Origin of the sequence: Paenibacillus alvei DSM 29 (genome assembly GCF_000293805.1) — a bacterium.
GTDB classification, from domain to species: domain Bacteria; phylum Bacillota; class Bacilli; order Paenibacillales; family Paenibacillaceae; genus Paenibacillus_B; species Paenibacillus_B alvei.
In genome coordinates this window covers 43,983-63,126 of the sequence record NZ_AMBZ01000007.1, presented here as the reverse complement: position 1 = coordinate 63,126, position 19,144 = coordinate 43,983, and the positions used below count along the sequence as shown (strand labels likewise).

The window sequence follows — 19,144 nt, the reverse complement described above, 5'->3', positions numbered from 1 at the left end:
TACTTCACTGTCCGAGTATAAGCTACATCTTCATCATGTACAGGGTGATTTCGTCACGATTATGGAACAATTGCTTTGCGCGAATAATATGAAGATGCTCCATAAACATCTCCTTCACTTCACGTATCGTCTGCAGCGGCTTCTTATGCATCAACTTTACCGTAACAATAACAGTACCGCCTTGCACAACCGAATCCAACAAGCCAATCACAAGTTGAGCAGTAACCTTAGGGCTCCAGCTCATATCGCACACGAGCAAATCAAATTCGCCAGGTTCCAGCGCAACATCCCCAGCATTGCTCTTATAATATGTTAAATTCGGGTGTTCAATCAAGCTAGGATGCATTGCTGCCGGATCAACAGCAGTAACCTGAATGCCCCGTTCCAGCAAGAGGCTCGTCCAACCGCCTGGTGCAGCACCAATATCAAGCGCATTACGGTACGCCGCAAAGTCCAGCCCAAAGGTACGTTCTGCTTCCAAAAGCTTAAACTTAGCACGGGACACTTGTCCCTCCTCACGCCGGAAACGTATTGTACCGCCAGTCCAATCCGAACCAGCCTGCTCCGGAGTCATGAGCCCTGCATATACAGCCCCATCATGAATGAACAAAGCTACAATGCGCTCTGGATCCTGGATCGCGACAGATGCGCCCTTGCGTTCAACTGCAGATCGCAGCGCATCACGAAGTTCTTTATCCAAGGATTCGCCCGCCGTACTGGATCGCACATGAACCCCTACACGAAGATTTGTGATTGAGCCATCTACAGATTTCATCAATTGGTCGAGCAAACAGTCTAATGTATGTTCTTGATCGCTTTGCAGCGCCTGAACATCAACGGCAAGATCAACTGGCTGTAAATATCGGATAAATATCGCCGGTTCTGACTCCATCACGTGGAATACTTCACTTCGATCTACTGGCAATTCCATCAAAGCAATTTCACCGGAGACGAGCATACGACTCTTCAACTGGCCAAATCTTCTTCGCCATTCTTCCTGCGCATATGCGATATAGCCGTGGTTGGATGTAACAATCCAGTGTGATCCTTGTTCGTAATTTGTGTCTATTTGTATCGGATGTAATAATTCCAAGCAGTGCAACCTCCAAATGCTGAATCAAGCGGGCTTACTTCAGCTGTTTCCATTTCATTTTGTTAACTATAGAGCATTCATATACGTCATTAACTATCTATTTTCCCACTCTTCAGACGCTCATAAAGGAATGATACAGAATGAAAAGCATATATTTTGTCCACGTTGCCTGTATCACTACGATTATCCCATACCAACAGGCAAGGGACACTTTCAATTTGCAGAGTACTCACCCATAAAGGAATAGAGCCAACATTGACAGCCGCAATTTCCAAATTTGGGTTCGTCGCTTCCACAATTTCAAGCATTCGAGAGGCTAACTGGCATGTTCCACAAAATGGACTATGTATAAATACCGCATCCCATTGCTTAAAAAACAGCTCTACAGCAGACAAACTCACAGATTGCGCCTGTGCTGCCTTCAACTGCTTGTCTGAGATCAATATCATATCATATTTTCTCGTATCTGCGTCAGCAATGAATCTGGCATCGGCCCATTGCTAAGCTGAACATGCTCAGGCTTATTCGCGAAAAGCATCTCGAACATTCGCTTTCTGCCAAGTACGCTCGACGTATGCAAATAGATCGCTGTCTGCGGATAAAGACCGCGCAAGACTATCTCTCGAACAAGGTCTGTTCCCGTTTTCTCGTCGGCTCCCAAGTCATGATCCAAGGACAGGATTCCTACTTGCTCATGCTCCAATAGAAGTAGACACTCCTCCGCATTGCGAGCTAGCACAAAGCCTTCTGGACAGCGACGGTAATCATCCAAAAATACATGTATCATCTTTCATCACTTCCTTACATTACTCTGATGTCTGTTCAAGTGTAAGGTGCATTATGCTCAAACCACAATTTTATCCATTCGGCTGCAAAATGTTTTGAATAAACATCCATTCTTGTCCATGCCCCCCTGACGGGTCACCAGGCGTTTCCAGCACGAACATGCAGTGTTCCAGCTCCTTCGATCTAAGCAACTCTGCAATGCCATCTGCCCCAATATACCCCTGTCCAAGATTCGCATGACGATCCTGTTTGGAGCCATAGGTCTCCCGAGAATCATTCAGATGGACAGCTTGAACATGATTCCAATAGTCGTGACAACTTCCAGCCTCGAGCATCTCATTGGTAGCAGAAGGATTCCATAGCCCACTTGCATAAGCATGACAGGTATCAAAGCAGAAGCCGATTTTATCGGGATAATTACTTAATCGTCGGATGCTTACTAGCTCTTCAAATGTTGCTCCTAACCCGCCATGATTACCTGCCTGATTTTCAAGCAGCAGCTTGGCACGACCATTCCACACAGAAAGGACGGTGTTTAACGTGACAATTATATTTTCGTAGCTGTGCAGCTTCTCTGTATCAGTGGCAGGTGTACCTGCCCCTCCCTTATATGAACCAAAATGAACCACAATTCCAACTGATCCGCATGCTTCCGCAATCATTAGATCGTTGAGCAGCGATTGAACTGTTAGTTGAAATTTCTCAGGTGAGCGAGCTGCATCTACAGCTAAATTCGTTGGATACGGCGTATGGGCAATAGATTCGATGCCGTGCTGCTGACAAATATCACGTGCAGCTTGTGCATCTGTCTCATATCCACTCTTTACCGATAAGCCCCTCGGATTTTTACTGAAATACTGATAGCTGCGAACACCCACCGCATGCTGCAGTTGTACAGCCAATTGCGCTGCGTGCGCATATCCTCCCCGTAATGGCAAATGACAACCGTATGCACGCGCAGCGTGGCTATTTTTATTCGTTTTCGTGGCCATCTGCCGTAGGATCTATCTGACATTTCGGACAGAAGTTTGAAGGGCGACGTTGTATCAACGTGACTTCAATCGGCGTGCCGCATTTCGGACAAGGCTCTCCCGTCTTGCCATGAATGGAGATGTCCATTGCTTCCCCTGCATAGGACTTCTCATGTAGTTTAGAAGATATTTGTAAATCCATATCATTTTCATGTTCAATTGCATGATGCAATACATCAAGCATTGCAAAGAATACCCGATTCCAATGCTCTTCTTTCAGCTTTTCCGTGCGTACTGTAGGAAGAATTCCTGCAGCAAAAACAATATCATCCGCTAAGTGGTTTCCAATACCAGCGATAATGTTCGGATTGGTAAGTGCAGACTTCAAAGTGGTGCGGCGCTTTGCGAATCGCTGACTGAAACGCTCTGGTGTCAAATGGCGAGATAGTGGATCTGGGCCCAACTCAAGCTGCATATCCTCTACCTGCTTCGCTGTTAACCACATGATATGACAGTTACGCGCCCCGAAAATTGCCATCGCTGCATGATCAGTGATGACGGCAAACTGTGAGTGGGACACATCATGCACTTGATCCGCTTCTGCAGAAGAATGGCCCACTACTCCATGAGCAACTGCCTGTAACGTAGAAACGATCTCTAGACGACTCCCAGCTCCAATCTGAAGAACAAGTCGTCGGCCATCATCAAGATGCCAAATCAAATCCGTCCCTCTGCGTTCAATAAATAAAATTTGTCTTCCCACTAATCCATTGGTCAAGCTATGGAGATCCGTATTCAGCCAAGACTCACGTTGTACATGCAGGCTGCGAATGCGTTCTCCGGTAACCAGCTGATCTAGCTGTTTGCGGTATCGTTCCATAACTGGAATTTCCGGCATCTCGCATCTTCCTTCCTAATTTCACATTACATGATCACCATGTATGTTCTCTCTTTTATTTTAATATCATTAATCATATAGGCTATTTATTATAACATTTCCTTCATGAACCATTTACGTACCTGCTCCATGTTATGAAAGACCATGTCAGGCTTCACACCGGCACGCGCACAAAATGATTCATAATTATCGGGTGTAGTAACCCCCGTATAAGTAAGTGCTGTACGGCAGCCTGCATTAGCGCCGGCAAGAATATCCGTCATCATGTTGTCTCCAATTACAATTGCGTTTTGCGCCGTACATCCCAGCCTTTTCATAGCCTCATCCATAATGATGGCACTTGGTTTGCCTATTACGACAGGCTCTACACCTGAAGCCGACTGGATTGCCGCTCCGATCGTACCAGCCCCCGGGGAAAAACCGCGATCCGAAGGCAGCATGACATCTGGATTGGTTAAGATCGATACTGCGCCTTCTCGAACGGCACAAGCCGCTGCTTCCAGCTTGGCGTAGGTCACATTTCGATCCAGGCCTTGAACGACAACTCCAACATCAGAGCCCCATACTTCTTCCGCTTGCTCCGTCCAAGAAATCCCGACATCCTCCAGCGCCCTCTGCAATCCGTACTCGCCTATCATGAATACCAGTCTATCCGAATATCTCTTTTTAATATACGATGCAGCCGCCTGAGCAGAGGTGAGAACATCTTCAGCAACAGCCGATATACCAAATTGCTGCAGGTGAACCGCCACTTCTTCAGGTGTCCGTGTTGAATTGTTCGTTACAAACAGATAAGGAATATCCATACTCCGAAGGGTCTCTATTAGCTTGTCCGCTCCCTCAATCGGAGAAGTTCCATGATACATCGTTCCATCCAAATCTATGAGCGCATATTGATTTCTGCGCCGGATTCCATTTTCCATTCTTACACACGTTCCTTCCCAGCTTGAAGCATGCCGGCCATTCTAAATAACAGCACATCTACAAGCACGATCAACATCATAATAAGCACTCATTAGCTTTCCTAATAAAAAGCATGCAATATCCAGTAAACAACGGATTCAAATTTCAAGAAAACTTTGGTCTGCGTGCCGCCAACAAATTTTACACTTCTGTTTCATAGCATTATTATTGTCAACTCAATAGAGCCAATGCTAGTATACGCAATTCCGAGCCAAAAGGACAGAGTCTCATCAGACCAACAATTCCGATGCCAATAAATTGAGGACAACAACGCTGAACCGAAATCCGACCCGCAAGGTGAAATTCCAAGATGTGTTCAGAGCGCATAAACTAATGTAAAAAGAACAACTCCCGTCATTCCCATGAATAGGAACGGGAGCCATACTTGGCAAGGCAGAATGAGTTCATTTGTACTCACCCATACAATAGGCAGCTAAACAAAAACACCAATCTGCTCATAAATCATTACCGCTGCTCCCGTGCTTCCGAAGATTGAATCACATGAGCTACCAAGCGCTCGACAACAAGCCCATCTTCTAATGTTGGAGCCAGCTCGTTCCAACGTTGATCTCCATTGTGGCGCAGAATGAAATGGTGAAGCGAAGCGAAATGGCTGTCTTGGAATATCCCCGTCGTTGTCTTCTCATCAGGAAGCAGCGAAAGCGAGTCAGGTTCAGGAGCAGATTCGTGACGACCGTTTATGAGATGAAGCTGAGGCTTCTTATCCGATTCCAAATTACATGTAATACTGCCTTTCGTCCCAATGATATGCACACGAAACGCATCACCACCATAGGCAATACGGGATACCTCAACAATACCTTGTACGCCTTGAACTGTTACATAGTTCATCATTGCCCAGTCATCAACATTAACAGCTACTCGTTCGTCTTTGCCATTACCTGCTCTCCGACTTTTAATAAAAGTTTCTGTACTTCCTTCTATACTCTTCAATTCACCAAACCAATGGCGCAGCAAATCCAGTGCATGAACACCTAAATCGATAATTGCTCCTCCACCAGACAACGAGTCATTTACTCGCCAGCTGTATGGACGGACATCACTTAAATAACCCGAACGCAAATAAGCCAGTCTGCACTGGAGCACATCTCCGATAATCCCTTCGTTAAGCCAAGCTTTAATCCGCATGACAGCAGGGTGATACCGATAGACAAAGGCTAACTGCTGCGTAAGCGTTGATGGGACATCTGGCAGCAATTGCGCTGTGGACGCAGCACTTTCCGTTACAGGTTTCTCACAATAAATAGCTTGATTATATTGAACCGCCAATCGTACCTGCTCAGCATGTAGCGCATTCGGTGTACAGATGCTTATTGCTTCAGTCCCGTTATATTGCAAAGCTTCCTCCAAGGAGGAGGTTACGTGAGCAAATCCAATTTGCCGTGCCTGCTCTAATGTTTGTTCAGGACGACGGGTAACGAGTGTATTCAATACAGGTGTTACAGGAAGCTGCTTAATGATCGGCAGCGTTCGCAGTGCAGTCATATGTGTTTTGGCAATATTGCCGAAGCCTACGATCGTAAATCCAAGAGTGTTCATAATGAATCCACCTTCCTTGATTTGAGCAACGAATTAGGTGCTTCATACTTAATAAAGTGCGTTGGGAAATGAGAAACTTATTTCTACATTGTAAAGAACCATTTCATGGCTGGCAAGAGTGGAAACACGGCACTATAATGCGCTGATTCGACGCAGAATGATGGTAGAAGCTGTCGATTGCGGACAGTCCTTGATGTATACCTGTCCCCTGATAAACTATTTGTCAGGTTCTGCGCTTTCCCGGGAAACTATAATGAGGACTTGCCTCTTTCGGGGGGCATTTCACAACATCATAGGCCCCAACGATATCTTGATGCAAAAGAAAAAAACGGATCGCTCCGCTTGATTAGGGACAGGTATTCACGCACATATGACACGGGGATTCACGTTTCTGATTTACCTTTCTTGTGCGAATATTGCGCAATACAATCCTGTTTATACATAAGGAGGCTCCCACTCCCTCTTACTCCAGCCTACTTTCGTATTGACAACGCGAAGCTGCTCATCCAACTCTACCTCAACGCCGAATGGAAGACCTTTTCGATGCCAAAATCGAACATCATGCCATATAATCTTATACCCGTTACGCCAACGCTGTGAGCTTACAATGACACGCTCAGCAAATCCAAGGAATGCCCGTACTCCATCGGTTGTTCTTGCATGCTCCAACACATGATCATCAATGAAGTTTTTAGTGTACAGGCAATGCTTATCAAAGGACACGTCTGATAAAATCCGCAATGGGCTGCGATGCCGAATCCAACCTGTTTCATAATGTTGCTCATACTCCACAACATATTGCCAGCTCAGCCAAGTGACCTCAGGAATAAGCTGATGATGAATTCCACTTGAAAACTGCTCCTTCAGTCGGCTCAGCAATCGCTGATGCACCCTCCATCGCCATATGATATATAATACGGACACCAAATATCCCAATACGAATAACCATGCTGCATCTGCCCGTGTCATCCATAACCAACTTATAATCCCGACGAGATGAATGGCAAATAGAAATGGATCGAATAAGCATAATACATCTGCATGATGCCATTTGGATGAGAAAGGTTTGGCTGCTTGAACACCATATGCATTCAACCAGTCAAGCCCAACATGGATCATAACTGCAAGCCATGAATACAGCATAACGATCGGCCAATCTCCCCACACTGCAAACAACATTGAAACCGGCAGAGCAATGGCTATTGGCCATACAAACCATGCTGGGACAGCATGCGTAATGCCTCGATGGTGACGCAAATAGGCTGCATAGCTGCGAAGTCGTGTTATGGCATCGAAATCGGGCGCATGTGAAGAAATGAGTGTAGCCGTCAGAACCGCAAAGAACAAATTAGGACGCTCCGCAACCTGAGGATGTACACAAGCAGCCCCTGCCAAAGAAGCGCCAAGCAGCAAATGACTCACAGTATCCATCCATAACCCCTCCTTTAACATCTCTGTTGCTCTCGTGCAATTGCCTAGGCAATTGCCCTTACAACAACTCGGTTATGGATAGCGTATCGAGTAAGCGTTAACGCAGCATTGATGTGATATTAAGATGTTGTAACGATCGCATGCTCATCGGCAAGAACCGTATTTTCAAATACGTCACGTGCTTCCTGTAAAAGTTCCTCCATCCGTTCATCATTGTATCGTGAACTAAAATGAGTCAGAGCAAGCTTCTTGGCTCCTCCGGACACTGCGGTTTGCGCTGCTTGCCGAGCCGTGCTGTGGCCAAATTCATTTGCATTTTCGCGTTTATCTTCCATAAAGGTTGCTTCGTGCACGAGTATATCAACGTCTTTCGCGAGCGTGACCGCATTTTCGCAAGGACGAGTATCGCCGAGTATGGCCACAGACTTTCCAGGTATCGGTTTCCCGATGACAGAGGATGCTTGAATTCGTTCCCCATTCGAAAGTATGACATCCTGCCCTCGTTTCAACTGACCGTATAAAGGTCCCGGCGGTAGCTCCTTTTCCTTTAACAGCTTTAAATCTAGACGCCCTGGCTTTTCCTTTTCTTGAATTCGATACCCAAAGGATGGAACACGGTGATCAAGAGGCAGTGTCGTAATTATAAATTGCTCATCCTCCCAAATCACGCCAGACTCTATCTCTTGGATATGAAGCTCATAAGGCAAGTGCGTCTCACTTAATTTAAAAACAGTATGTATAAATCGATGTAACCCTGCAGGACCAAATACGGTCAAAGGAGACACCCCGCCTTGGTAAGTGCGACTAGACAATAGCCCCGGTAATCCAAACAAGTGATCGCCGTGCAAATGAGTGATAAAAATAAACTCGCACTTGCCTAGCTTCAATGGCGACTGCAGCACCTGGTGCTGGGTGCCCTCTCCGCAGTCAAACATCCAGAAGGAACCGCGTTCTTCATACAATCGGAGCGCAATCCCGCTTACATTGCGGCGAGTCGTCGGCATGCCAGCGCCTGTTCCTAAGAAGTAAATATCCATACTCATACTCCTTTGCTTCTGTAATTAAATACGAAAACAATATCATCTTTTATTTAATCTATTTAATCATTAATATTTTAAAATGTTTTACACACATAGTATGTCTCACTCCACCAAGATATAATAAGCTCCGTACTGCCTGACAGCAATACGGAGCTTATATTATTGTCCATACATAAGTGTGACACACTGCTGCACAGACATCTAGTAATTTTTTTATGATGTAAAGATTAGGCCTTATCTACGTTAAAGTATTGTGCTTGCGGATGAGCAAAGACCATTGCCGACACGGATGCCTCTGGCTCCATCATAAACCCGTCCGTTAAATGAATGCCGATGTCTTCCGGCTGCATTAACTTGAATAATGGCCCTTGATCCTCGAGATTTGGACAAGCTGGATATCCGAATGAAACTCGTATCCCTTGATATCTAGCTCCAAATCGCTCCTTCATTGTCATCTGTTCCGGATCAGGATAGCCCCATACTTCACGCATCATATGATGAATCCGTTCTGCAAGCCCTTCTGCCAGCTCCAATGCAACAGATTGCAGCGCATGTGACCTCAGGTATTCTCCCTTCTCCTTCCACTTATCCGCTTTGCCGCGAACATCATCACCAGCAGTAACCACCAAGAAGCCTACATAGTCCATTACGCCGCTCTCTTTTGTTCGCAGAAAATCTGAAAGACACAGGTAAGGCTCAACCTGCTGCCGTGGGAATGCAAAGGTATGGAGCACCTCCTCTACATTGTCAGGATTATAAATGTGAATGGTGTCCCCTTCCGATTGGGCTGGGAAGAAGCGATACATAGCATTCGCCTTTAGCACACCTGCTTGAGCTTCCTCTGCCAGAATTCGGTCAACGGTCTCTTTCAAATCTAATGCCTTCGGGTCACGATTGTTCAACAACTGTTCAACCGAGCCCTTTAATCCCAAATGATGTCCCAACAGCATCTGGAAATTCAAATAAGGAAGCACCTGTGGAATTGGAATATCGCGCAATACATGTCGCTCTAAATCAGGCGGAATGTACACTTCGGCTTCCGTAATGCTGGAACGAACCGCCCGTGTTAGCTCAGGTAGGTTCGACTGCTGTTCCGATTCACGAGCCAACCGTTCCTTATGAGCGCGGAGTTCCTCAACCAGCAGCTTACGTTCCGATGAATCCATAATTTTATTGGCCAGATCAAGACCGTCCATTGCGTCCTTTGCATAGAGAACTAATCCATCATATTCCGGACTAATTCGATTTTTCGTGAACTTTCTCGTTAATGCTGCCCCACCAACAAGAATTGGCACATCGATGCCAGCAGTACGCAAGTCTTGTGCGGTTATGACCATTTGCTGAGCAGACTTGACAAGCAAGCCTGACAGTCCAATTGCGTCTGGCTTTTCCTTGCGATAGGCCTCGATCAACTGATCAGGTGGAACCTTAATGCCTAAGTTGACAATTTCATATCCATTATTCGATAGGATGATTTCCACTAGATTTTTGCCGATGTCATGTACATCGCCCTTCACCGTAGCAAGTAGAATTTTCCCTTTCACAGCAGATTCATTCTTCTCCATATGCGGCTCCAAGAAACTGACCGAAGCCTTCATGACTTCTGCGCTTTGGAGCACCTCAGCAACGATAAGTTCATTATTGTTGAACAGCCTTCCAACTTCCTCCATCCCTTTCATTAACGGACCGTTAATGACTTCGAGTGGAGTGTATTTTTGCAGCGCTGCTGTCAAGTCAGGAATAAGCCCTTCCTTCGTACCTTCTACCACATAGGATGCCAAACGCTCATCAAGTGGAAGGTTACTGGTTTTTTCTTTTTTCTCTACTTTGCGGTTGCGGAAAGCGGCAACAAATGCTGCCAGCGTCTCATCGTTGGTGTCATACAATAAATCTTCCGCAAGTTTGCGTTCGTGCTCGGGGATGGATGCATAACGTTCCACCTTCTCCGTATTGACGATCGCATAATCCAGCCCTGCGCGGGTACATTCATATAGAAATACAGAGTTAAGCACTTCACGCCCCGCTTCAGGCAGACCGAACGAGATATTGCTTATCCCGAGAATCGTTTGTACCTTTGGAATCGCCTCTTTAATCAGACGTATTCCTTCAATTGTCTCTTTCGCCGAACCAATGTATTGTTCATCCCCCGTTCCAACTGGGAACACGAGCGGGTCAAATATAATGTTTTCTGGTAGAATGCCGTAATTATTCACGAGGATGTCGAAGGAACGCTTCGCCACCTCCAATTTACCTTCACGTGTAATGGCTTGACCGCGCTCATCGATCGTGCCGACAACCAGAGTTGCACCATAACGATGGACAAGCGGCACGACATGGTCAAATTTCTCCAGACCGTCCTCTAAGTTAACTGAGTTAATAATCGCTTTCCCTTGGGAATACTTCAAAGCCAATTCCAATACCTTGGCATCTGTCGTATCGATGACGAGCGGAGCCTTAACCTTCTTCACTACTTCCTGCAGAAATTGTTCAATATCGTGCGCTTCATCGCGATCCGGATCCTGTACGCACACGTCAATGACATGTGCCCCATTTTTCACCTGGGAACGCGCAATCTCCGCCGCTTCTTCAAACTTTCCTTCGGCAATTAAACGCTTAAACTTGCGAGAGCCAAGCACATTGGTACGTTCTCCAACCATGTAAGGACGACTTTCATCTTCTACATATACGGTCTCAATACCGGATACAGCTGGAGGATGTTCACCAAACGTTGTTCTTGGGGCATGCTCGAGCAAAGTTTCTCTAAGAACCCGAATATGTTCAGGTGTTGTTCCACAGCAGCCGCCTGCAATATTCAACCAGCCCTGCTCTGCAAAGGTTGCGATTTTACGAGCAAGCGATTCTGGCGATTCATGATAATGACCATTCTCATCTGGAAGCCCCGCATTCGGGTAACAACTGATCGCAGAATTGGCGATAGACGCAAGGGTACGCAAGTGATCACGCATGAATTCAGGCCCTGTCGCACAGTTCAATCCGACGGAAATCGGCTTCAAATGTTCTAGGGATATGTAAAACGATTCGATATTTTGACCGGCAAGGGTTGTTCCCATCGGTTCAATCGTCCCCGAAATCATAAGCGGAAGTGTGATACCTGTAGATTCAAAGGCTCTCTGTATCGCAATCGAGCCAGCTTTGACGTTCAACGTATCCTGAGAAGTCTCTAAAAGAAGCATATGAACACCTGCTTCTATAAGTGCAACTGCTTGTTCATAATAGCTGTCAATCAACTCATCAAATGTGACTCCACCGGTAACAGATAAGGTTTTTGTCGTCGGCCCCATTGCACCAGCAACGAATCTTGGCCATTCCGGTGTGCTATATTTTGCAGCTGCCTCAACAGCCAGCTTCGCCGCGGCAACGTTCAACTCACGTGCACGATCAGCAATATCATAATCGGCAAGCACGATACGGGTAGCCCCGAACGTATTTGTCTCCAATATGTCTGCGCCCGCTTCTAGATATTGTTCGTGTATTCTGGAAATGACATCTGGACGTGTCAGGACTAACATCTCATTGCATCCATCCAATTGTTCGCCTCCAAAGTCTTGAGGCTTCAAGTCAGCTTGTTGGATCATCGTGCCCATAGCACCGTCTAAAATGAGAATGCGTTCATGTAATTGTTCCTGTATCGTTCTTGTTTTCATCGCTCTGCCCACCCTCTACCTTAAACGTTAAACCCTAGTTTAGCAGATGTGATCCGATTAGAAAAGACTCATACACGACTCGCTTCAAAATGTTTCTTGCCCAAACTTTTCCTCTGTACTATAATTAAATGAATAAATCGCATTGGGAAACGGGGGATTAGAAATTGGCACAAGTACGAATTCGAAATACGAACAAAATCATTATAGGGGAAGAAAATGTTCGTTCTTTTCTATCTTCGCAGGGTGTGCTGTATGAGCATTGGAACCCGAACAAACTTGATCCATCTCTTCGCGACAAGTTCGTGCTATCCGATAAGGAGAAGCAGGCCATTTTAGATACGTATGAAGAAGAAATCCGCGATCTGGCTGAAAGACGAGGCTATCGAACGTGGGATTTGATTTCTTTATCCGATGCAACTCCTAATATTGAAGAGCTGCTGAAGAAATTTGAGCAGGTTCACACCCACACAGAAGATGAAGTAAGAGCCATTACTGCCGGCAATGGTATATTTATTATTAAAGGTAGCGACGATGTCGGTTATATGGATGTAGAACTGGAAGCTGGGGATGTGATCTCTGTTCCAGAGGAGAAACCACATTACTTCACGTTGATGGACAATCGTCAAATTGTAGCGGTACGCCTCTTTATCGAGACTGAAGGATGGATTGCGCACCCGTATACGGATCCCACCTTTCAAAAAGCCTAACTCCTTTACAAGGTAAATCCTATAGAAATGAACTGATTTTCACGTCTATTCACAATGCCTTTCATTATATGCAAACAGGGCAGTCTCATAAGTTCCTGTCTTTACTCGGATCTTATGAAGCTGCCCCTTCTTATAGAGGAATCATTTTATTTTCTTATCGAAATTCCTTACTTTACAGTAAACTGCTTCTTCGGCATCGAGTGCATATCACGAGCAGTTACATGAGAGATGACGGTATAGGTACCCGCTTTCTTGAATGTCTTCTCGAACTGATAAGTTCCATCTTTTACAGGCTTACCCTCGATCATCTCATGCTCTTCTCCATCCATCCACAATTCAAACTCGACTTTGTCAGCGTCATCTACCGCCTTATCATCTTGCGTTACCCGAGCTGAGATTGTAGCAGCTTCGTTGCTCTTTACTTCTTTCGGCACCTGTAATTCAACCTTAATCATTGCAGGCATCTCATGATTTCCTTCTTGCATTGCACCAGAGCCATGACCAGCATGTCCTTCATGACCGGCTGATGATGAGCTACTTCCCGAGCTATTTCCACAACCAGTTAGCAGCATTGCCCCGATTGCCATTATGAGCACAATTAATTTATTTTTGTTGCTGAACATACAAGCTCACTCCTCAACATTTATGCTAGGATTATCGTATCATTATATACAGCATTCTCCAATTCCTCATGACTCTATCGAGCTATAATTTAGGTAATTCTGTGACGATCCAATGACATTTATCACACTTTTCCTCATTCTTTATTTCAATATTTTCTTTTTTCACCGCACATAAATACATACAACGCATTAGAAAAAGCCTGTGTTCCCACAGGCTTGCTCTTGTTAGTCTTGCTCGATGCAATTGATTATGAAGTTGTATCTACAACGATTTACGATTCCTTCGAGTTGATCGCTTCAATAATTTGCTCAATTTCAGTTAGGCTCGTAATCGTATATTCTGGATGAACATCGCCTGACAATTCAAGACCTTTACGATTCAACCAGGCATGATGCATACCAACATTTTGGGCACCTTGAATATCAGTCGTTAATTTGTCTCCTATCATAATTCCTTCATGCGGTTCTATACCGAGCAAGGACATCGCATGCTTGAACAATTCTGGATCCGGTTTCCCTTTCGGATGATGCCCAGAGATTACGATATGATCGAAATAAGATAAGAGTTCCCGCTCACCATTCAACTTTTCCTGCTGCAGGTCAGGTGAGCCGTTCGTGAGCAACAACAACGGATACTGTGCTATTAATTGGCGGAGCACCTCGTAAGTCTCATCATATACATAAGAACGGGCCCGACGTTCACTCATAAATCGTTCTGCCAACTCTGCACCTAGTTCTTCATCAACTCGACCGGCTGCCTGAAGTCCCTGTGTCCATGCTGCTCGACGATACGCAGGTGCAAGCTGCTCTAATAATCGAAATTCAGGATGATCCCCTTCTGCAAACTTTCCCCATAGGGCTTCAAATGGATTAATCCCGATACTCTGCGTGAAAGGATACGTTTCGTAAGAAGCATATAATTCGCGGGCAGCTTGACGAACACAAGACTCCAATTCCTCTGGTTCAATACCTGTTCGCTCATATGCATATTCACAAGCAGCAGCAAAGGCCTCTTCAACAGAGCGTTCATCCCATAATAGAGTGTCATCCAAATCGAACAGCACAGCACGTATAGACATGTTTCTCTCTCCCATCACAGCGACTAGATTAGCTTCTCATTATATACATGTGCAAACTTATTTCGACGCTTCTTTCTTCGAAGTGTCTTCGAACTCAATCTTATGCTGATTAGCAAAGACGCGCAGTCGTTCGCCCATTGCATTGGTATCGTATCTGTTCAGCATTCGAGAGAATATCCAATTCGCACCTTTCCCCGTATGTTCAATCACCACATATCCAGGCTGAATTGCAATCTTCTTCATATCTTTGGAAGACAAGGTACGAAGACGATTCCAACGAATCGTTGATACCTCGTCAGCTCCGACACGCAGAAACGGTCTTCTTAAGAATAAAATTATTCCCAATCCGACATAACATACGATCGTAACCCAATAAAGAGTTGGATATTGATTGTTCGTGATAATCCCGCCTAGTAGTGCATACATAATGGCGAAAGCAATCAATGCGAGCGGCATGATGAAGCTGCGTCCTTTAAATTCTTCATACGCAGGCTTGCCTGCAGACAGCGACGGTTTGCCTTGCTTCATTCGCTGCTTGTTCAATTTTGCACTATTTTGGCGGACTTTGCGTTCCCAACTGCGAGACATGAATTCGCTACCCCCTGTATTGTAAACGAGTAATGATAATCCATCGTTATTAATGAAGAGTCATTAATGAACGAGACCGTTCGTACCGGAATTATCTGTTCCTTCTTCGTCCTCTACATAGCGAATATTGTCTAATTGATTACGCACCTGCTTACGGAAAAGTACCAAATATTCCTCACGCAGCTTTGCGCGCTCTTCCATTTCCGCTTCGCTCAGCCCTACTGTCTTATGTTTGCGGGCCAGTTCATTAATTCGTGCAATAAGCTTGTCAATATTCATCATGTACCTCCATGTGTGTAAGCATATGTTCTACTTTGACATGGAGGTACCAGCTTGTCAAGCAAGCTTCTCCAAAGCCATTATATAGATAAAAAAGAGGCTCCATGAGCCCCTTCGTAAACTGTTCATATGTATAGCTATTTGTTTCATCTGAGCCAATTTTCCGAAAATTGTTTTGTTATCAAGGAATCGGTACCAACAATACTTCTCCTGCCTGCAAAAATTCACCTGTTAACTGATTCATTTGTGCAATTTCATATATAAATTCACGAATATCCGTATGCCCGGGCTTATATGTTGATGCAATCTCCCACAACGTATCTCCAGGCTGAACAAGAACTCGTTCAACAACAGTTCCACTCACAACATCCTCACGGTCATCATCATTTCCAAGTGCTTGTACAATGCTTCCACAAGTAATGAACAACAATACGATTAAACTGATCATAAAACGCACACGCAAAGGAAACAAACGCTTCTTTTGCTCAGATTGCGAAGCTGTTGTCGACACCTTATAAATGGAACGATACGTTGTATACATCATAAATGATCACTCCCAAACACTTGTTCTATTATTTAATATTTCAAATTTAACACGAACACACGTTTGAGTCAACATATATTTAGAACGCTCGTTCCCCTTTTATTGTTCGTTACTCTTTTGGGATTGTATGCATTTCATTGAAAACAGCATGATCAAAAAATGATTAAAGATACTTTATTTCCTTCTTATCCGATTACGCCTATATTCTATTTTTTATTCAAAATCTTTAGAACTTATGTTTGTACGAACGGAGGTTCTGTGGTATAATTTTGTCAAAAGAGTATTCATTGGAGTTGATACCCTTGTCTAAAATATCAAGTCGTCAACAAGCTATCCTTGATTTTATACGTGATGAAGTCCGAGCTAAGGGCTACCCACCTTCTGTTCGTGAAATAGGAGAAGCCGTTGGTCTAGCATCCAGTTCTACCGTACATGGTCATCTTGATCGTCTCGAGAAGAAGGGCTTTATTCGTCGCGACCCTACGAAGCCTCGGGCAATTGAACTGCTTAGCGATCAGTCCGACCGCACGGCAGACTTTTCTCGCTCCTTTGCACGTGTGCCGGTAGTTGGTAAAGTAACTGCGGGTGAACCGATTACTGCAACAGAGAACATCGAAGATTACTTCCCACTGCCTTTGCACATGGTTGGAGACGATGAAAATGTATTCATGCTATCGGTCATGGGGAATAGTATGATTGAGGCTGGTATACATAATGGCGACTATGTCATTGTACGTCAACAGCAGACAGCGAACAACGGAGATATCGTCGTTGCGATGACCGAAGATGATGAAGCGACGGTTAAGACATTCTATCGAGAAAAGGATCATATCCGCTTGCAGCCTGAAAATCCAACTTATGAGCCGATTCGCTTACAACACGTAACTATTCTAGGCAAAGTTATTGGTTTGTTCCGTGATTTTCATTAATACAAACAGAAATGCCTCGTTTCCACTTCATTAGCTGGTTATACGAGGCATTTTATTTTGCTTCCATCCCCACCATCCCCCTCAAGACAATATTTTCAAAAATAAGCTCAGTACAATCGTTATACCAGATTGAAGATTAACTTACTTTTCGCCCTCTTCCCTTCGTTACAATACCTATAGAAATCATTATTTCATTTGAGTCGGCATATTATTATTTTATTGTTTTTCAATAATTATTTATTGACTAATAGTATATTCCTAATTATGATTGTACCTAACGAATTACATGGTGCTTGTTCATCAACCGATTAATACGATAATCAATGTAGGAGAATCGAATGGGAAAATTTTTTAAACTTAGATCATTCATTTATTTTGGCTGGCAGCAAGCGCTGTCTTGCTTATTCCCCGCTTTTATTTTTGCAATGCTGGCACTTACGAAAACCGTTGACATCCCTTTCATGCATCGCTATGATTTTTTGTTGTTTGTTTGCATAATTGCACAGATTATTATGATTCGACTTGGGATCGAAACGTTCGACGAATTGAAGGTAATTTGCGTCTTCCATTTGATTGGACTCATGCTCGAAATATACAAAGTCCATATGGGTTCTTGGGCTTACCCTCAAGAAGGCTGGACAAAAATATTCGGTGTACCTTTATACAGCGGATTTATGTACGGGAGTGTGGCGAGTTACTTATGTCAAGCATGGCGACGACTACATGTCAAGGTATATCGATATCCCACACCTTGGTATACGATACCGCTAGGGTTGGCCATATATTTTAATTTCATGACCCATCACTTTATTTATGATTTACGTTGGGTATTAATGCTCTTGCTATTCGTCATCTTTTTTAGAACGTACGTCGAGTATACGGTATTGGGCGTGACACATCGTATGCCACTTGTGCTGTCGTTTGCTCTAATCGGATTTTTTATATGGGTTGCAGAAAACATCGGGACATTTTTGGGTGCATGGTATTATCCTCATCAAGTTAACGGTTGGAATCTTGTGAAGTGGGGAAAATTCAGCTCCTGGTTCTTGCTAGTCATCGTGTCTTTCATGATTGTTGCCCATCTGAAGCATGTAAAAGGAGGACATTTCAAGAAAAATAGTTATATCCGCGACATGAAGTCGTAAAATCAGAATGAGAACAGCTTGTTCTTTACTTTCTGGTAACAATGCATTTGGAAGCACATTCTTTGATGCATTATTATAACGGTTATAACGTGTCAACTTCTGTTCTATTGTAGAAAACCTAGTCTCATGTAAAAGTTTTTATATCGGATTGAAATTGAATCTATCGTTGGATCAATTTTCAAAATCAAAAGGCTTTGTTCTTCCAAAAATTCTTATAAGCAGCGAGATCCTAGATCATTCCCACGCATGTTAGAATCAATTGCAAAATGTTCAATATAAGAGAAATGTTCTATTTTCCAATAAAACATAATTCCAACAAACTCATATCTTAGAGTCGCATCACAATGATATGCTAGAAACAAAAGCCGCTGATTATCAGCGGCTTAATTCATGTTATATATCATTTACATCGAAATTAAGCGAATATTGAGTCAGTGAATGATTTACTTTCTCTACAAGTAAATATAACTTTGCTCCATTAGGAATGTATATGTTTTCAATAAATTGATGTGGTCCAATGTTATAATTTGCATACATTAATCCCGTGCTTGTATTATCGATATACTGAATTTTTAAAGCTAATCTAAAATTATTCCAATCATCCTTTGGCTGAATCCATGCAACAAATCTCTGCATTTTACCCGTGTTATTAGTCCATATAAACCAGTCCTTGTCAGTGTTACCCTCGATGTATAAATTTACAGCGTTCTTGGGGAAGATAGTGATTGCAGATTCTTGAGTATCCCCTATGCCCTTAGCTGCAAATACGCTTGTTGCAAATACCAACATAAATACAAATGCAAGAATTGATGTTACAAATCTTTTATGCTTCATAATATCCCG

The 19,144-nt window shown here is 43.9% G+C and carries 19 protein-coding genes; 3 read left to right on the top strand and 16 right to left on the bottom strand.

Annotated features, from left to right (window positions below):
- Positions 1–22 precede the first annotated feature (22 nt).
- The 10 genes from PAV_RS21880 to metH all read right to left on the bottom strand — a co-directional run bounded on the left by PAV_RS21880 (position 23) and on the right by metH (position 12,407).
- Entirely contained in the window at positions 23–1,093 is a 1,071-nt protein-coding gene (locus tag PAV_RS21880; RefSeq protein WP_005549900.1) for an SAM-dependent methyltransferase, read from the bottom strand.
- Positions 1,094–1,182: 89 nt separating this feature from the next.
- A complete protein-coding gene (locus tag PAV_RS21875; RefSeq protein ID WP_005549899.1) occupies positions 1,183–1,542 on the bottom strand; it encodes a thioredoxin family protein in 360 nt (119 codons plus the stop codon).
- Positions 1,539–1,880 carry a cyclic-phosphate processing receiver domain-containing protein gene (locus PAV_RS21870; protein WP_005549898.1) on the bottom strand — a complete coding sequence of 114 codons (342 nt, stop codon included), beginning with the start codon at positions 1,878–1,880 and terminating at the stop codon, positions 1,539–1,541. The genes PAV_RS21875 and PAV_RS21870 overlap by 4 nt, the downstream gene beginning before the upstream one ends.
- A gap of 70 nt (positions 1,881–1,950) precedes the next feature.
- A complete protein-coding gene (locus PAV_RS21865; RefSeq protein ID WP_005549897.1) occupies positions 1,951–2,871 on the bottom strand; it encodes a deoxyribonuclease IV in 921 nt (306 codons plus the stop codon).
- Positions 2,852–3,748: a DNA-formamidopyrimidine glycosylase family protein gene (locus tag PAV_RS21860; protein ID WP_005549896.1), complete on the bottom strand. Its 897-nt coding sequence runs from the start codon at positions 3,746–3,748 to the stop codon at positions 2,852–2,854. Before PAV_RS21860 ends, PAV_RS21865 begins: the two co-directional genes overlap by 20 nt.
- 89 nt (positions 3,749–3,837) lie before the next feature.
- Positions 3,838–4,671 carry a TIGR01457 family HAD-type hydrolase gene (locus tag PAV_RS21855; protein ID WP_005549895.1) on the bottom strand — a complete coding sequence of 278 codons (834 nt, stop codon included), beginning with the start codon at positions 4,669–4,671 and terminating at the stop codon, positions 3,838–3,840.
- A gap of 505 nt (positions 4,672–5,176) precedes the next feature.
- The gene (locus PAV_RS21850; protein WP_005549894.1) at positions 5,177–6,271 is read right to left on the bottom strand and encodes a Gfo/Idh/MocA family protein; all 1,095 of its coding nucleotides are present in this window, start codon (positions 6,269–6,271) and stop codon (positions 5,177–5,179) included.
- Between the two features lie 435 nt (positions 6,272–6,706).
- Positions 6,707–7,702, bottom strand: coding sequence for a metal-dependent hydrolase (locus PAV_RS21845; protein ID WP_005549893.1), 996 nt, complete (start codon positions 7,700–7,702; stop codon positions 6,707–6,709).
- Between the two features lie 119 nt (positions 7,703–7,821).
- Positions 7,822–8,739, bottom strand: coding sequence for a ribonuclease Z (rnz, locus tag PAV_RS21840; protein WP_005549891.1), 918 nt, complete (start codon positions 8,737–8,739; stop codon positions 7,822–7,824).
- Between the two features lie 230 nt (positions 8,740–8,969).
- The gene (gene metH, locus PAV_RS21835; protein WP_005549889.1) at positions 8,970–12,407 is read right to left on the bottom strand and encodes a methionine synthase; all 3,438 of its coding nucleotides are present in this window, start codon (positions 12,405–12,407) and stop codon (positions 8,970–8,972) included.
- A 164-nt stretch (positions 12,408–12,571) separates the two neighbouring features.
- Here metH and PAV_RS21830 point away from each other — a divergent pair, with 164 nt between their 5' ends.
- Positions 12,572–13,114 (top strand): 1,2-dihydroxy-3-keto-5-methylthiopentene dioxygenase, encoded by a 543-nt coding sequence (locus tag PAV_RS21830; protein WP_005549888.1) that lies wholly within the window; start codon positions 12,572–12,574, stop codon positions 13,112–13,114.
- 167 nt (positions 13,115–13,281) lie between these two features.
- Here PAV_RS21830 and PAV_RS21825 read toward each other — a convergent pair whose 3' ends face one another.
- From PAV_RS21825 to PAV_RS21805, 5 genes are all read right to left on the bottom strand, one after another.
- Positions 13,282–13,737, bottom strand: a complete 456-nt coding sequence (locus PAV_RS21825; protein ID WP_005549886.1) for a FixH family protein — start codon at positions 13,735–13,737, stop codon at positions 13,282–13,284.
- A gap of 272 nt (positions 13,738–14,009) precedes the next feature.
- Positions 14,010–14,816 carry an HAD family hydrolase gene (locus PAV_RS21820; RefSeq protein ID WP_005549885.1) on the bottom strand — a complete coding sequence of 269 codons (807 nt, stop codon included), beginning with the start codon at positions 14,814–14,816 and terminating at the stop codon, positions 14,010–14,012.
- Positions 14,817–14,873: 57 nt separating this feature from the next.
- Complete coding sequence (locus PAV_RS21815; protein ID WP_005549884.1) at positions 14,874–15,404, bottom strand: hypothetical protein; 531 nt, start codon at positions 15,402–15,404, stop codon at positions 14,874–14,876.
- Positions 15,405–15,467: 63 nt separating this feature from the next.
- The gene (locus PAV_RS21810) at positions 15,468–15,683 is read right to left on the bottom strand and encodes a DUF896 domain-containing protein (RefSeq protein ID WP_005549883.1); all 216 of its coding nucleotides are present in this window, start codon (positions 15,681–15,683) and stop codon (positions 15,468–15,470) included.
- A 181-nt stretch (positions 15,684–15,864) separates the two neighbouring features.
- Positions 15,865–16,227 (bottom strand): LysM peptidoglycan-binding domain-containing protein, encoded by a 363-nt coding sequence (locus PAV_RS21805; protein ID WP_005549882.1) that lies wholly within the window; start codon positions 16,225–16,227, stop codon positions 15,865–15,867.
- Positions 16,228–16,529: 302 nt separating this feature from the next.
- Here PAV_RS21805 and lexA point away from each other — a divergent pair, with 302 nt between their 5' ends.
- The gene (gene lexA / locus PAV_RS21800; protein WP_005549881.1) at positions 16,530–17,156 is read left to right on the top strand and encodes a transcriptional repressor LexA; all 627 of its coding nucleotides are present in this window, start codon (positions 16,530–16,532) and stop codon (positions 17,154–17,156) included.
- 338 nt (positions 17,157–17,494) lie between these two features.
- A complete protein-coding gene (locus PAV_RS21795; protein ID WP_005549880.1) occupies positions 17,495–18,301 on the top strand; it encodes a DUF817 domain-containing protein in 807 nt (268 codons plus the stop codon).
- A 393-nt stretch (positions 18,302–18,694) separates the two neighbouring features.
- On the opposite strand, the gene PAV_RS21790 is transcribed toward PAV_RS21795, so the two are convergent.
- A complete protein-coding gene (locus PAV_RS21790; protein WP_005549879.1) occupies positions 18,695–19,135 on the bottom strand; it encodes a hypothetical protein in 441 nt (146 codons plus the stop codon).
- Positions 19,136–19,144: the final 9 nt, after the last annotated feature.